Raw genomic sequence first — 15,006 nt, forward strand, 5'->3', positions numbered from 1 at the left:
CGCTGACAGGAGAATGTTGGTAAGCGCTTTCCGAGATCATGGCATGAGACGCTCGACCTCGCAACCGCGCCTAACGCGGAGGGGCCGTGCTCGCCCGCACGTGCAGCGCCGGGGCGACCTCCACGCGCTCGGCGGGCCGGGTGGTCCCCTCGCGCAGCCGATCCCGGAGAAGCTCCACCGCGCGGCGTCCGACGTGCTGCTTGGGCGGCCGCAGCGCGGTGAGCGGAGGGGAGCCGTGCTCCGCGACCTCGTCGTCGTAGGCGATCAGGGAGAGGTCGTCGGGCAGCCGCCAGCCCGCATCCTGCAGATGCTGCTGGAGCAGGAGCGCCTGCGGGTCCGAGTGCACGAGCAGCGCGGTCGTGCCCGTGTCACGGATCTCGGCGAACACCGAGGAAACGACGTCCGCCTGCGCGGGCCCCTCCATCCGGTCCAGCGCCGCATCGCGATCCACGCCCACCGCGAGACCGAGCTCCGCGACCGCCCGCGACCAGCCCTGCCGGAGCCCGGCGGAGGTCGGCGACTGCGGCGACGTGAGGATCCCGACCCGCCGGTGTCCGAGCGCGGCGAGGTGCCCGGCGGCGAGCGCACCCCCGAACGCGTGGTCCGTCGCCACGGTCTGCATCCGGGTGAGGGCGAGCGCGGGCGGGGTCCGGCGCTCGACCAGCACGACGGGAACCGGGAGCGTGTCCAGCCACGAGAGCAGCGCGTGTCCGTCGGCGCCCTGCGTCTCGGGGGCCACGATGAGGCCGTGCACGGTTCCGGATTCCAGGAGCGCCGCGATCTGGCGACGCTGGTCCTGCGCGGCGTAACTGGCTCCGCGGAGCACGAGCTGCACCCCGGTCTCCACCCCGGCGCTCCGGGCGCCGACGACGACCTGCGGCCAGTAGTAGCTCAGCGACGGCACCACCATGCCGATGCGGAACTGCGGCCCGGGAAGGGCAGCGCGGGCGACGGTCGTGTCCAGCGCGCTCCGCAGCACTGCTCCCCCGTGCACCCTGGTCAGCAGTCCGCGGTCCGCCAGCGCGGTGATGTCGCGACGGATGGTGAGCTCGGCCACCCCGAAGTCACGGGCGAGCTCGGCGACGCGCACGGCGCCGGTACGGCGCAGCTCGTCCAGGATGCGCTCGCGGCGGGAGAGGCCGAAACGCGGGGTGGGACGCTCTTCGGTCACACGATCCTCCCGACGTGCCGCACATCTTCGAGGGTGATGCGGGGGATCAGCATCCGGCTGCCTTCCGTGTACGAGTGTGTTCGATCTGGATGGTTCCTGTTCGATCACGTTGCCTGGGCTCGAACGCACAGTCTTCACTGGAACGGCACGCTTCGGCAAGCGCATACCCGAGACCCGCGGAGACTCATGGCCCACCGACCGTTCACCATCGCCGCCCTCTCCACGGAGGCGTGGGACCTCGTGTTCGACGACGCTCGGCGCGCCCGTCTGCGGACGCTCGTGGCCCCCGGCACCCCGCTGCACACGCCCACGCTCGACGCGGCGGCCGCGGCCGACCGCGTGTCAGGGATCGAGGTGCTGGTGACGGGCTGGGGCGCCCCCCTCCTGGACGCGGCCCTGCTCGACCGGCTCCCCCGACTCCGCGCGGTGTTCCATGCGGCGGGGAGCGTGCGCGGCGTCGTGTCCGACGCCTTCTGGGAGCGCGACATCCTGCTCACGTCCGCCGCCGAGGCCAACGCGGCCCCCGTCGCCGAGTACACACTCGCGATGATCCTGCTCTCCGGCAAACGCGCCCTCCTCCCGCTCCGCGGGGACGACGCACAGCGCGACCTGCGCATCGGGCCCCGCGTCACCGGCCGCATCGGCAACCTCGACCGCACGGTGGGCATCGTCGGGTTCTCCCGCATCGGGCGCCGCGTCGTCGACCTGCTGCGGCCCTTCCCCGGACTGCAGGTGCTCGTCGCCGACCCGTACGCGGACGCCGAAGAGGTGGCCGCGGCGGGCGCACGGCTCGTCCCACTCCACGCCCTGCTCCCCGCCGTCGACCTGCTCTCCCTGCACGCACCGGCGCTGCCCGCGACGCGGGGGATGATCGGCCGCGCGCAGCTCGCGGCCCTGCACGACGGCGCCACCGTGCTCAACACCGCGCGCGGTGCCCTCCTCGATCACGACGCGCTGCTCGCGGAGTGCGCCTCCGGTCGCCTCGACGCGATCCTCGACGTCACCGATCCGGAGCCGCTTCCGCCCGACCACCCGCTGCTGCACCTGCCGAACGTCGCGGTCACCCCGCACCTCGCCGGCTCGCTCGGCACCGAGGCGCACCGGCTGGCCGACGCCGCCCTCGACGAGCTCGAGGCGTGGGTGGCCGGCCGTCCGCCTCGACACCCCGTGCACCGCGCCGACCTCGCGCACAGCGCATGACGATCCTCGCGCTGCCTCCGGAAGACCGGGCGCTCTCCCCGCACACGGGATGGACGCGCGCGCACCTGATGACGGTGGCCGATGCCATCCTCGACGGGGCCGCCCGTCATGCGAGCCCGGCGGGCGCGGGCATCCGGTACCCCGGCGCGCCTGGCGGCTTCGGCGCCGCGGTCGACGCGCTCGAGGGTTTCAGCCGCACGTTCCTGCTGGCCGCGTTCCGCATCGCCGGCGACCCACGCGGCACAGAGCCGTTGGCCGAGCGGTATGCCAGAGGGCTGGCGGCAGGTGTCGATCCGGCCGGTGCCGAACGGTGGCCGCGCCCCGACGAGGTCGACCAGGCGAAAGTCGAGGCCGCGGCGCTCGCCCTGGGTCTGCACCTCACCCGCGACACGGTGTGGGCGCGCCTGGACGACAGCGCCCGGACCCGCACCGTGGACTACCTGGCGGCCGTCGTCGGTGGGAGCCATCCGCCGAACAACTGGGCCTGGTTCCGGGTGCTCGTCGAGCAGTTCCTGGAGAGCGTCCGCGGGCCGTCCTCCGACGCGGACCGCGCAGCCGACTTCGCGCTGCTCGACGGCTTCGAGCGGGACGGCGGATGGAGCGCGGACGGCGCCGCGCGATCGTTCGACCACTACGCCGGCTGGGCGCTGTCCTTCTACCCGCTGCTCTGGGCGGACATGGTCGGCGAGGAGCCGCGCCACGCGGATCGCACCGCCCGGTATCGCCGGCGGCTGGACGCGTTCCTCGACGACGCGCTGCACCTCGTCGGCGCCGACGGAGGACCACTCATCCAGGGCCGCAGCCTCACCTACCGTTTCGCGACGGCCGCCGCGGCCGGGGTCGCGGCGTTCTCCGGCACCTCGCGGCACGACCCCGGCCTCCTGCGCCGGGCGGTGAGCGGTCAGGTCCGGCACTTCACCGACCGCGGTGCGCCGGATGCGACCGGAGTGCTGCCACTCGGCTGGCACGGCGCCTGGCGTCCGCTCGCCCAGGACTACTCCGGCCCCGGCTCTCCGTACTGGGCGGCGAAGGGTCTCCTGCCGCTCGCCCTGCCCGCGGCGCATCCGTTCTGGACGGCCGTCGAACAGCCCCTGCCGATCGATCGGGGTCCGTTCACCCGCGTCCTCATCGCCCCGGGGTGGCTCGCGACGGGTACCGCGGACGGCATCGTGCGTGTGGTCAACCACGGCACCGACCACCGGATGCCGGGTGCCCACCAGCCGGATGCGCCGTTGTACGCGAAGCTCGGGTACTCGACCGCGACCGCGCCCGTGCTCGCCGGCCCCGGAGTCCGTGATCCGCTCGACGGCACGGTCGCCGTGGTGCGTGGCGGCCGAGCGAGCCATCGCTCCGGCTTCGCGACCGGAGCGCTGCGGAAGGTCGACGACGCCGTGCTCGGCGGCTCCTCCGGCCCCGTGCACTGGCACGACGGCTTCCGCGCGGAGTTCGATGTCGGCGGAGGCGGCGCGGCCGCCGAGACCACGGTCGGCCCCATGGTCGACGTGATGTCGGCGCTCCGCGGACCGTGGGAGGTGCGGCTCGTGCGGGTCCGGGCGGGCGCGGGGACGGACGGGGTGATCCGCGACGGCGACGTCCTCCGCATCGGCGGCTGGGCGCTGTCCTCCCCGACGGTCGTCGAGACCGGCCCCGCGGCTGTCACCGCCGCCCTCGCCCTCGGCGGCGAGACGCAGAGCCGGGTCATCGGACTCCTCGGAGTCGACGGTGCGACCGCAGGGGCCCGACGGGAGCGGGACGCGACCCCGCTCGGCCCGGAGACCGCCACCCCGTGGCTCTCGGCGGCGGTGCGGCCGGACGTCTGGATGGCCGTCGGCGTGCTTCTCGGGAGTTCCCCCGGCGTGCCGCAGCTCGACCTGCAGGCAGGCGACGCGGCGGTGTCCTGGCCGGACGGTGCCACGACACGCTTCCGCCCCGAGGAGTTCCTTCCGCGGGGGTGAGCGTCAGGGGCGTGCCGTACTCGCGCGCTCGACGAGCCGAGTCGGCACCACCACGGGCGCGGCGGGATCGGTCGCCGCCGCGTCGCCCTCCACGGCGGCGATGAGCGCTGTGACCGCCCGCTGCGCGAGCGCCGGGAAGTCCTGGCGGATCGTCGTGAGCGGCGGGAGGAAGTTCGCCGCTTCCGCGATGTCGTCGAAGCCGACCACGCTGACGTCGCCGGGGACCGTGCGTCCGGATTCCGCCACCGCGCGCAGCAGCCCGAGCGCCATCTGGTCGTTGGCGCAGAACACCGCCGTCGCCTGGGCCAGGGCCGCCCCCGCGGCGAAGCCGGACTCCGCACTCCAATCCCCGCGCACGACCGCCGGAGGCGTGAGACCGGCAGCCGTCAGAGCCTCGCGCCACCCGCGCTCGCGCTCGGCGGCGGCGAACGACTCCGCCGGTCCCGCGAGGTGGTTGACGGTCTCATGCCCCGCGGCGAGCAGGTGGCGCGTGGCAGCCTCTGCTCCCGCGGCGTGATCGCTGTGCACCACGATCGCTCCGGCTCCTGCGGGAGCGTCCACGACGACAAGATGCAGCTCCGGCGGCAGAGTGGCGGCAGGGACCAGCGCCGAAGCCTCGTTCAGCACGAGGGCACCGTCGACGCCCTGGTCGGCGAGCCGGGCGAACGCCGCGTCCACGCCGTCCGCAGCCGTGACGACCGTGAGCGCATAGCCGCGTTCCGCCGCCGCCTCGGCCGTGGCCTGCAGCATCCGGGAGTTGCCGACCGTGGCCAGGGTGGTCACGACGAGACCGAGGGTGTGACTGCGACCGGTGCGCAGCGCCCGCGCGGCCCGGTGCGGCCGGTACCCCAGTTCGGTCATCGCGGCCTCGACCCGCGCCCGCGTCTGCGGGTCCACGCGCGGACTGCCGTTGACGACGCGGGAGACGGTCTGTCCGGAGACACCGGCTCGCGCCGCCACGGTCGCCATGGACACGCGAGCGGACACCGACGCCGACAGCTTCCGGGCCACGGGATCCTCCGTTCACAACTCCGTCATGTTGACGTTAGCACGCGGCCCGACCTACCATGTTGACGTGAACACGTCCAGATCTCCTGAGTTGCGCACGGAGCGTCTCGGCGCCGGTGTCGTCAAGCGCCCGACCACGCTCGCCGACGGCCGTGAGCTCATCTACTACGACGACCCGGAGACGACCCTCGGCGCGGAACGGTCGGTCGACGCCCGCACCCTTGCCCCTCGACCCGACACCGCGACCATGCGGCTCGACGTTCTCACGGGCGACTGGATCACCGTCGCCGCCAACCGCCAGAACCGCGTGATGATGCCGGGAGCCGACGCCGACCCGCTCGCGCCGCAGACGCCGGGGAATCCGTCCGAGGTGCCGTCCCGGTACGACGTGGCCGTGTTCGAGAACCGCTCCCCCGCATTCGGCCCCGCTCTCGCCGAGCCCGTCGGCACCGTCCCGGCGGCGACGAACCCCCCGCGCGGCCTCGACGACCTCGCGGCCCTCGGACTCGGGCGCACCCGCACCGCCGTCGGCCGCTGCGAGGTCGTGTGCTTCAGCCCCGAGCACTCCGGCTCCTTCGGCACCCAGACCGCGACCCGCGCCCGCACCGTGATCGAGGCCTGGGCCGACCGCACCGCCGCTCTGTCCTCCCTGCCCGGGATCCAGCAGGTCTTCCCGTTCGAGAACCGCGGCGAGGCGATCGGCGTGACCCTCCCCCACCCGCACGGGCAGATCTACGCATACCCCTATGTGACCCCGCGCACCGCCCGGGTGCTGGACGCCGTCGACCGCACCGCACCCGACCTCTTCGCCCGCATCCTCGCGGAGGAGCAGGCCTCCGAGCGGGTGGTGTTCCGCGGCGAGCACTGGACCGCGTTCGTGCCCTTCGCGGCGCGGTGGCCGCTCGAGGTGCACCTCATGCCGCATCGGCACGTGCCCGACCTCGCCGAGACCACGGCGGAGGAGCGCGACGAGCTCGCCCCGCTCTACCTCCGTCTCCTCCGCGGCGTCGACGCGCTCTACGACAGCCCCACCCCGTACATCGCCGCGTGGCACCAGGCTCCGGTCCACGTCGGCCGCGAGAGCGTGCGTCTGCACTTGCAGCTCACGAGCCCCCGCCGCGCCGCCGACAAGCTCAAGTTCCTCGCGGGCTCCGAGGCCGCGATGTGGGCCTGGGCCGCCGAGGTCGCCCCCGAGCAGGGGGCCGCCCGACTCCGCGAGGCGCTCGCTCGCGTCGACCAGGAAGCCTCCGCATGACCTCCGCACACGACGCCGCCGTCGACCTCTTCGCCGCCCTCGCCGGGCGCACGCCGGACGGCGTCTGGTCGGCCCCGGGGCGCGTGAACCTCATCGGCGAGCACACCGACTACAACGACGGCTTCGTGCTGCCGTTCGCGATCCCGCAGCGCACGGTCGCCGCCGTCGGCCGCCGTGCCGACCGGCGGCTCCGCGTCGCCTCGACCTTCGCGGACGAGCCGGTCGAGATCGCTCTCGACGACCTCGACCGTCTCTTCCCCACCCCGCCGGGCACGGCGCCCGCGGTGCCGGAGTGGGCTGCGTACCCGCTCGGCGTCGCCTGGGCGCTCCGCGCGACCGCCCCCGCGGCCACGGTCTCCGGCCTGGACATCGCGATCGCCTCCGACGTCCCGGTCGGGGCCGGGCTCTCGTCGTCCGCCGCGATCGAGGGCGCGACGGCCACGGCACTGAACGAGCTCTGGGACGCCGGCCTCGATGCCGTCGCCCTCGCCCGGATCGGACGCACGGCGGAGAACGAGGCCGTCGGCGCGCCCACCGGCATCATGGACCAGATGGCCTCGATGCTCGGGGAGCCCGACGCCGCGATCTTCCTCGACTGCCGCTCTCTCGCCGCCGACGTCGTGCCGCTGGGCATGGCCGACGCCGGCCTCGCGGTGCTCGTGATGGACACCCGCGTCACGCACGCGCACTCCACCGGCGGCTACCGGGAACGCCGCGCCGCCTGCGAACGCGGAGCCGCGATCCTCGGAGTGCCCGCGCTGCGCGACGTCGCCGTGGCCGACCTCGCCCGCGCCGAGAGCCTGATGGACGACATGACCTTCCGCCGCGTGCGCCACATCGTCACGGAGAACCAGCGCGTGCGGGACACGGTGGCGACGCTGCGCACCGCGGGCGCACGCGGCATCGGCGACCTCCTCGTCGCGTCCCACGCGTCGATGCGCGACGACTTCGAGATCTCGACGCCGGAGCTCGACGCCGCGGTGGAGACCGCCCTCACCTCGGGGGCGGTGGGTGCGCGCATGACCGGCGGCGGCTTCGGCGGTGCCGCGATCGCCCTCGTCGACCGCGGTGCCGTGCCTCACCTCGCCGACGCGGTGCGGGGGCGGTTCGCCGCCGAGGGCTTCGTCGCCCCGCACCTGTTCGAGGTCAGCCCGTCCGCAGGTCCGCGCCGCGACGCCTGACACAATGAAGGGTCGAGCCGCCACCGCCGCGGCAGGAGAGGAACGCATGTCCTGGATCGTCACCGGCGGCGCCGGCTACATCGGTGCCCACGTCGTCCGCGCTCTCGCAGAGGCCGGTCTCTCCCCCGTCGTCCTGGACGACCTCTCCAGCGGCGTCGCCTCCTTCGTGCCGGAGGGCGTGCCCTTCGTGCAGGGCAGCATCCTCGACCGCGCCCTCGTCGAGGAGACCCTGCGCACGCACGAGGCGGAGGGCGTGATCCACGTCGCGGGCTACAAGTACGCCGGCGTCTCGGTCCAGCGCCCGCTGCACACCTACGCCCAGAACGTCGAGGGGACGCGGATCATCCTCGAGGCGATGGCGGCGGCGGGCGTCGCGAACATCGTCTTCTCCTCTTCGGCGGCCGTGTTCGGAACCCCGGACGTCTCCCTCGTCGTCGAGGACACCGCCAAGAGGCCCGCGAGCCCCTACGGCGAGTCGAAGCTCATCGGCGAATGGCTGCTCCGCGACCAGGCGATCGCCACCGCCGACTCCGACCGCCCGCTGCGTCACACCTCGCTGCGGTACTTCAACGTCGTCGGCTCGGCCGACCCGTCGGTCTACGACGTCAGCCCGCACAACCTCTTCCCCATCGTCTTCGAGGCGCTGATCGAGGGCCGCACCCCGAAGATCTTCGGCGACGACTACGACACCCCTGACGGCACGAACGTGCGCGACTACGTGCACGTCGGCGACATCGCCGCCGCCCACGTCGCCGCAGCGCAGCGCCTGGCCTCCGGCGCACCGATCGAGCCCGCGTACAACCTCGGCTCCGGCGACGGCCTCAGCGTGAAGCAGATCATGGATGCGGTCGCCCGCGTCACCGGCATCGACTTCACCCCCGAGGTCGGCCCTCGCCGCCCCGGCGACCCGGATCGGATCGTGGCGACCGGTGAGCTCGCGGCCCGCGACCTCGACTGGACCATGCGCTACACCGTCGACGAGATGGTGCGCACGGGCTGGGAGGCCCGCCGCGCCGCCGGCTGACCTCAGAGGTCGCGCGTGCGGATGGGGTAGAGCCAGAAGCACAGCCACCCGACGGCGGTGAACGCCAGGGGGATGACCGCCAGCATCAGCCGGATGCCGCCGTCGACGGCCTCCGGCTGCGCGTCGCCGAGCCCGGCGTCGAAGCCCGTCGCGGTCAGCACAGCCGCGGCGACGATCGCCTGGAGGACCACGGAGCCGCGCACGACGAACCCGTTCACGCCGAAGTACGCACCCTCGCGACGGTGGCCCGTGCGATGCGCGTCGTCGTCGATGATCTGGGCGAGCACGACCTCGAGGAGCTGCAGCAGCCCGCCGACGCCGACGCCGACCGCCACCCCGACGAGAGCCGCCGCCCCCACCGAGGTCGGGACCAGGTAGCCGAGCACCGCGACCCCGAACACCGCGACGCTCCACAGCAGCGCCGTGCGCGGGGAGGTGCGCCGGACCACCGCGCTCCACAGCACGATCGACGGGATGGCCGTGAGGAAGATGGCGCCGAGCAGGAGGCTGCCCTCGCCCTCGGCCGCCCCCAGCGAGTAGCGGACGTAGAACGGGACGGCGGCGAGGATCACGGCGATCGAGGTCTGCACGCAGAGCGAGCCCAGCACGTACGGCACGAAGGCGCGGTTGCGGAACGTGTAGACGAGCTGGTCCCGCCAGCGCATGGCCTCGGAGGCGACCTCGGGCACCCGGCGCTCGATCATCCCGCCGAGGAACGACCAGGCGAGCAGCACGAGACAGACGCCGGACAGCACGAGGGCCATCCCGGGCCAGCCGATCGCGTCGTAGAGCGCGGGGGCTCCTGCCGTGCCGAGCACCATGCCGAGGATCGCGAAGATCTGCCGCGGCACGTTCCCGCGGGCGCGCTCCTCCGTGGTGCGGAAGATCTCCGGGAACAGCGCCGAGATGTTCAGCACCACCACGACGAAGGCGATGTCGTAGACCGCGACGACCACGAGGAACCACACGATGAGCCCGGCCGCCGGGAGCGCGGGCGGCATCCAGACGAGGGCGAACGCGACGACGAGCGGCACGATGCCGAGCCCGATCCACGGGATGCGGCGGCCCCACGGCGTGCGGATCCGGTCGGAGAGCGCCCCGACGACAGGGTTGAGCGCCGCGTTGAGGATGCCGTGGGCGATCATCGCCGCCGCCACCCACCCCGCGGGGACGGCGAGGTGCGAGACGTAGAAGTACACGACGAACGCCGAGAACGTCTGCGTCATCAGCTGCGTCGGGAACCCGGAGGCTCCGAAGGCGATGGTCTGGGAGCGGGTGGGAGCGGCGTCGAGACGGCGGTCGCGCAGCCGTTCGCCGAGCGCCGTCACCGGGCGTCTCCGCGCTGCAGCTCCCGCAGCGCGCGCCAGCCGACGCGGACCAGGCCCTCCTCGGCGATCGTCTGCTGCACGAGGGGATCGTCGAGCAGCCGCAGCTCGTAGCCGCGCTTGGCCGCCGCGAAGTCCACCGCGGCGCGCAGCTCCTCACCGTCGGCCATCGGGTGCAGGTAGATCTCGGTGACCCCGGGCGGGACGGCGCGCAGCACCGCGAGGAACCCGTCTCGCACCTGTTCGTACGACTCCTCATCGGCGGTGCCCTCGCCGCGCAGCTCGAACGGGTGCGTCCAGAGCCGATCGACGATCTCCACGCCGAACGCATCCGCCACCGCCGCCGCCTCGGTGAGCTTCGCCTGCAGCATCGGATCGGCGTCCGCTCCCTCCATCTCGCGGGGCAGGCGGAACGGGAGCCCGTGCCGCGCGGCGAGCTCCAAGACGGCGCGCAGGAAGTCCCGGCCGGTCAGCAGCCCGTAGACGGAGCCCATGTGGTTGTCGAGGTGGGTCACGTCGACGCCGGCATCGAGCGCCGCCTGCAACTGCGCGGCGATCTCGGCGGCGACATCCTCCTCCGACGCGTGCTGCTCCACGGTCGCGACGTCGGCGGGGAAGAAGCCGTCGGCGTCGACGAGGGTCGACGAGCCCGCGGTGAGCGGACGCCACCGGTATCGGCGCCACTCGCTCGTGAGGACGAGGTGCACGCCCACGTCGAGGTCCGGGTGCGCGGCGGCGAAGGCGAGTGCTTCCGGGGACCAGGCACAGGGCACCATCACCGTCGCCGAGTCGATCCGGTCACGCGCCAGGAGTCCGGAGATCGCCGCGTTCGCGGCATGGCACATCCCGAAGTCGTCGGCGTTGAGGATGACCGCCCTGGCACCGGACGGCAGCCCGAGTCGGTCGGCGAGAGCGGAGGAGGCGGTCATGGCGTGTCCTGTCGGGCGGTCAGCGGCCGGTGGCGGGTGCGCGGGAGGGTGTGAGGATCCGGGTGAAGACGTCGGCGCGGAGCGCGGAGGCCGCCTCACCCACAGCTCCGACGAGCGGCGCCTCCGGACCGAACGCCGAGGCGAGGAAACGGAGCGGCAGCTGCGCGGCGAACTCGTCCGCGACCCGCTCGATCGCATCCAGGAGCGCCGGGTGCACCGCCTCCCCGCCGAGGATGAAGGCCTCGGGATCGAGCACGAGGGCGACGCTGCCCGCCGCGAGGAAGAGCCGTCGTCCGATCTCCGCGACGAGGGCCTGCGCCGCCTCGTCTCCGCGTTGCGCCGCCTCCAGGTGGGCGAGGAAAGGCGCGTCGACATCCAGTCCGAGCCCGAGGGCGAGGTCGCGCACCACCGCGGCGCCCGCGACCGGGGCGCCGATGGGCACCGGCGTCTGCGGGAGGTACATCACCTCGCCCGCCACTCCCGAGAACCCGCGATGCAGCGCCCCGTCGATCACGATGCCGGCGCCGAGGTCGTCGTCGAGCAGCAGGAGCGCGAAACTCGCGAGGTCGATGCCGACGCCGGTGGTCGACTCGGCGAGCGCGGCGAGGTTGACGTCGTTCTCGACGCGGACCGGGCAGTCGAGGGCTGCCGCGAGAGCCGAGCGGAAGGCGCCGCCGTCCGGCCCCTGGTCGTCGCGGATCGCGCCGTCCGACGCGACGATGCCGGGCACTCCGACGACGGCGAGGTGGAGCGCGCCCTTCACGGATCGGCGGCAGGCCGCGACGAGGGCGGCGATGTGCGCGACCCGGTCCTCGCCCGCGGGGAAGGCGCCGTGCCGTTCGGTTCTGATGGTGCCGGTCGCGTCGACGAGGACGACGTGGGCGGCGTGATGGTCCACGTGCACGGCCGCCGCGACCCCGAGGGCGGGGTGCAGAGCGACCCGGCCCGCCGCCGGTCCGCGGGTGTCGCGGTCGACCCCGGCCGCAGTGACGGCTCCCGCGGCGTCGAGCATCCGCAGTACCTGGGTCACGGCCGTGCGGGAGAGGCCGGTCGCCGCCATGAGCTCGGCCCGGGTCTGCGGTCCGCTCCGGGCGAGGCGCTCGAGGATCGCGCGGCCGTTGAGCGTGCGGAGCAGGGTCTGCGGTCCTGCGAGGGGTCGTGACATGCGGCGGAACCTCTGGGGGGTCGATTCTCGTGCGGAGTCGGTGCCCGCCAGCCTGCCACATCGCGTCGCACCCGTCGACCCGTCCTTCCCGGCTGCGTCGCCTGCACGACCCGGGCGCGGTCGCACGACGAATCCCGGGATTCCTCCCCACAGACGCACCCGTGTCGTGCAGGTGTGACCGGGGAACCCGGAAGGACGTCGGCGGGCCCGCATAGGGTGGAGGGATGACGCCCCTGGTGATCCGAGACGCCGTCGCCGACGATGCCGAGGCCGTGGCCGGAGTGCACGTGCGGTCGTGGCAGGCGGCCTACGAGGGCCTCATCGACCAGGAGGTGCTGGACGGGCTGTCCGTCTCGGAACGGGCCGACGGGTGGCGCCGCATCTTCGCCGATCCGCTGCCCACGAGCCTCGGGACCCTGGTGGCCGAGCGTGAAGGCACCGTCGTCGGCTGGGCCTCGTTCGGCTCCGGTCGCGACCCCGACGGCCTGGACGACGCCGAGTTGTACGGCATCTACGCCGACCCGACCGCGTGGTCGACGGGGGCGGGGCATGCCCTCCTCGACGCGGCCGAGCAGCGCATGATCGATGCCGGCCACACCCGCGCCTACCTCTGGGTCCTCGACGGCAACGACCGCGCCGACGGCTTCTACGCCCGGCACGGGTGGGAGCTCGACGGGGCCACGAAGATCGATCAGCGCCCGCAGTTCACGCTCCGGGAGCACCGCCGCGTCAAGCTCCTCGCCCTGCGCTGAACGACCGCCGCGTCAGTCGAGCGCGCTCATCACGTGCTTGATCCGGGTGTAGTCGTCGAAGCCGTACTGCGACAGGTCCTTCCCGTATCCGGAGTGCTTGAACCCGCCGTGCGGCATGTCCGACACGAACGGGATGTGGGTGTTGATCCAGACGCACCCGAAGTCGAGATCTCGGGAGAAGCGCATGGCGCGGGCATGATCGTGGGTCCACACCGACGCGGCGAGCGCGTACGGCACGCCGTTCGCCATCGCGAGCGCCTCCTCCTCGGTATCGAAGGGCTGCACGGTGAGCACGGGTCCGAAGATCTCGCCCTGCACGACCTCGTCGTCCTGCTGCACGCCGGTCACGATGGTCGCCTCCCAGAAGTAACCGCGGTCGCCCTGCCGCCTCCCACCGGTGGCGATGGTCGCGTGCGCCGGAAGCCGGTCGATGAAGCCCTGCACTTGAGCGAGCTGGGCCGCGCTGCTCAGCGGCCCGTACAGCACGCCCTCTTCGTCCGGCACCCCGGTCCGCGCGTGCGTGCGGGTCCGCTCCACCAGTGCGGCGACGAGCTCGTCGTGCACCGACGCGTGCACGAGCACCCGGGTCGCCGCGGTGCAGTCCTGACCCGCGTTGAAGAAGGCCCCGGTGACGATGCCCTCGACCGCCTTCTCGATCGACGCGTCCGGGAAGACGATCGCGGGCGCCTTGCCGCCGAGCTCCAGGTGCACGCGCTTGACGTCGTCGGCCGCGGAGCGGGCCACGGCCATCCCCGCGCGCACCGAGCCGGTGATCGCCACCATCTGCGGTGTCGGATGCTCGACGAGGGCCGCTCCGGTCTCGCGGTCGCCGAGCACGACGTTGAGGGTGCCCGCGGGGGTGTGCGCGGCGACGATCTCCGCGAGCAGCAGCGTGGTGAGCGGCGTGGACTCGGCCGGCTTCAGCACGACGGTGTTGCCGGCGGCGAGCGCGGGAGCGATCTTCCACACCGCCATGTTCAGGGGGTAGTTCCACGGCGTCACCTGCCCGATCACGCCGATCGGCTCCCGGCGCACGAAGGAGGTGTGCCCGGGGAGGTACTCCGCGGCGGCTCGACCCTCGAGGCTCCGCGCGGCCCCGGCGAAGAACCGCAGCTGGTCCACCGACTGCAGGATCTCGTCGGCGACGAGCGTCGCCCGCGGCTTGCCGGTGTCCTTCGACTCGAGGTCGGCGAACTCCTCGGCCCGCGCGGCCATGTCCTCGGCGATGCGGAACAGGGCGAGCTGGCGCGCAGACGGCGGGGTGTCCCGCCAGGTCGGGAACGCCGCCGCGGCCGCGGCATACGCGGCATCCACGTCGGTGCGGTCGGAGATCGGGATCTCGCCGTAGGCTTCCTCCGTCACCGGATCGATGAGCGGCAGGCGCCCGCTCCCCGATGCGGTGACGGCGCGACCGCCGATGAAGTTCTGCAGGGGCACGGTCATCGTCGACGGTGAGGACATAGCGCCATGGTAGCCATCCGAGCGCGGAATCTGTAGCTTTTCGTCCACAGATCGACGGAATCAGTTGCGAAGGGCGGGTCAGAATGTCACGATCGGTACATGAGTCCGAAGACGCCTCCCCCCGCCCTCGACGACATCTCGAAGCGCATCGTCGAGCTGCTGCAGGAGGACGGGCGGCGTCCCTATGCGGAGATCGCCCGCGAAGTCGGGCTCAGCGAGGCCGCGGCCCGCCAGCGCGTGCAGCGCCTGACCGAATCGGGTCTGATCCAGATCGTCGCCGTGACCGACCCGCTGCAGCTCGGCTTCCACCGCATGTCGATGATCGGGATCCGGGTGTCCGGCGACCCCCGCGCGATCGCTGAGGAGCTCACGGCGATCCCCGAGCTGGCGTACGTCGTCGTCACCCTCGGGACGTTCGACATCCTCGTCGAGGCGGTGTGCGAGGACGACGACCATCTGCTCGACCTCATCGCCACCCGCATCCGCACCATCCCCGGCATCATCCAGACGGAGAGCCTGCTCTACGCCGGCCTCTACAAAGACCTCTACAACTGGGGAACGCGCTGACGCGCTCCCCTCA

At 73.2% G+C, this 15,006-nt stretch carries 13 protein-coding genes; 7 read left to right on the plus strand and 6 right to left on the minus strand.

Annotation, left to right across the window (positions count from 1 at the left end; all coding sequences use genetic code 11):
• Positions 1 to 70 precede the first annotated feature (70 nt).
• On the minus strand, positions 71 to 1,171 hold the full coding sequence (locus AC3B5L_RS15050) for a substrate-binding domain-containing protein (RefSeq protein ID WP_259953381.1): 1,101 nt from the start codon (positions 1,169 to 1,171) through the stop codon (positions 71 to 73).
• A 186-nt stretch (positions 1,172 to 1,357) separates the two neighbouring features.
• On the opposite strand from AC3B5L_RS15050, the gene AC3B5L_RS15055 reads away from it, so the two are divergent.
• Both AC3B5L_RS15055 and AC3B5L_RS15060 read left to right on the plus strand, forming a co-directional pair.
• Positions 1,358 to 2,371: a hydroxyacid dehydrogenase gene (locus tag AC3B5L_RS15055; RefSeq protein ID WP_259953380.1), complete on the plus strand. Its 1,014-nt coding sequence runs from the start codon at positions 1,358 to 1,360 to the stop codon at positions 2,369 to 2,371.
• Complete coding sequence (locus tag AC3B5L_RS15060) at positions 2,368 to 4,326, plus strand: DUF2264 domain-containing protein (RefSeq protein ID WP_259953378.1); 1,959 nt, start codon at positions 2,368 to 2,370, stop codon at positions 4,324 to 4,326. Before AC3B5L_RS15055 ends, AC3B5L_RS15060 begins: the two co-directional genes overlap by 4 nt.
• 3 nt (positions 4,327 to 4,329) lie before the next feature.
• Here AC3B5L_RS15060 and AC3B5L_RS15065 read toward each other — a convergent pair whose 3' ends face one another.
• Complete coding sequence (locus tag AC3B5L_RS15065) at positions 4,330 to 5,295, minus strand: LacI family DNA-binding transcriptional regulator (protein ID WP_490096411.1); 966 nt, start codon at positions 5,293 to 5,295, stop codon at positions 4,330 to 4,332.
• Positions 5,296 to 5,362: 67 nt separating this feature from the next.
• Between AC3B5L_RS15065 and galT the strand changes: the two genes are divergently transcribed.
• The 3 genes from galT to galE are packed head-to-tail and all read left to right on the plus strand — an operon-like array spanning position 5,363 to position 8,794.
• On the plus strand, positions 5,363 to 6,589 hold the full coding sequence (gene galT / locus AC3B5L_RS15070) for a galactose-1-phosphate uridylyltransferase (protein ID WP_396817757.1): 1,227 nt from the start codon (positions 5,363 to 5,365) through the stop codon (positions 6,587 to 6,589).
• A complete protein-coding gene (gene galK, locus AC3B5L_RS15075) occupies positions 6,586 to 7,770 on the plus strand; it encodes a galactokinase (RefSeq protein ID WP_259953374.1) in 1,185 nt (394 codons plus the stop codon). Before galT ends, galK begins: the two co-directional genes overlap by 4 nt.
• Positions 7,771 to 7,816: 46 nt before the next feature.
• Positions 7,817 to 8,794 (plus strand): UDP-glucose 4-epimerase GalE, encoded by a 978-nt coding sequence (galE, locus tag AC3B5L_RS15080; RefSeq protein WP_259953372.1) that lies wholly within the window; start codon positions 7,817 to 7,819, stop codon positions 8,792 to 8,794.
• Positions 8,795 to 8,796: 2 nt separating this feature from the next.
• Here the strand turns inward: galE and AC3B5L_RS15085 are convergent, their stop codons facing one another.
• The 3 genes from AC3B5L_RS15085 to AC3B5L_RS15095 are packed head-to-tail and all read right to left on the minus strand — an operon-like array spanning position 8,797 to position 12,213.
• Positions 8,797 to 10,122: an MFS transporter gene (locus tag AC3B5L_RS15085; RefSeq protein WP_259953371.1), complete on the minus strand. Its 1,326-nt coding sequence runs from the start codon at positions 10,120 to 10,122 to the stop codon at positions 8,797 to 8,799.
• Entirely contained in the window at positions 10,119 to 11,048 is a 930-nt protein-coding gene (locus AC3B5L_RS15090) for a polysaccharide deacetylase family protein (protein WP_259953369.1), read from the minus strand. The genes AC3B5L_RS15085 and AC3B5L_RS15090 overlap by 4 nt, the downstream gene beginning before the upstream one ends.
• Positions 11,049 to 11,067: 19 nt before the next feature.
• A complete protein-coding gene (locus AC3B5L_RS15095; RefSeq protein ID WP_259953366.1) occupies positions 11,068 to 12,213 on the minus strand; it encodes an ROK family protein in 1,146 nt (381 codons plus the stop codon).
• A 224-nt stretch (positions 12,214 to 12,437) separates the two neighbouring features.
• Between AC3B5L_RS15095 and AC3B5L_RS15100 the strand changes: the two genes are divergently transcribed.
• Positions 12,438 to 12,965 (plus strand): GNAT family N-acetyltransferase, encoded by a 528-nt coding sequence (locus AC3B5L_RS15100; RefSeq protein WP_259953364.1) that lies wholly within the window; start codon positions 12,438 to 12,440, stop codon positions 12,963 to 12,965.
• Between the two features lie 12 nt (positions 12,966 to 12,977).
• Here AC3B5L_RS15100 and AC3B5L_RS15105 read toward each other — a convergent pair whose 3' ends face one another.
• The gene (locus AC3B5L_RS15105) at positions 12,978 to 14,426 is read right to left on the minus strand and encodes a gamma-aminobutyraldehyde dehydrogenase (protein WP_259953363.1); all 1,449 of its coding nucleotides are present in this window, start codon (positions 14,424 to 14,426) and stop codon (positions 12,978 to 12,980) included.
• Positions 14,427 to 14,525: 99 nt separating this feature from the next.
• Between AC3B5L_RS15105 and AC3B5L_RS15110 the strand changes: the two genes are divergently transcribed.
• Entirely contained in the window at positions 14,526 to 14,993 is a 468-nt protein-coding gene (locus tag AC3B5L_RS15110; protein ID WP_025105441.1) for an Lrp/AsnC family transcriptional regulator, read from the plus strand.
• The last annotated feature ends 13 nt before the right edge of the window (positions 14,994 to 15,006 follow it).

It is taken from the genome of Microbacterium sp. C-MGS6 (genome assembly GCF_058140415.1).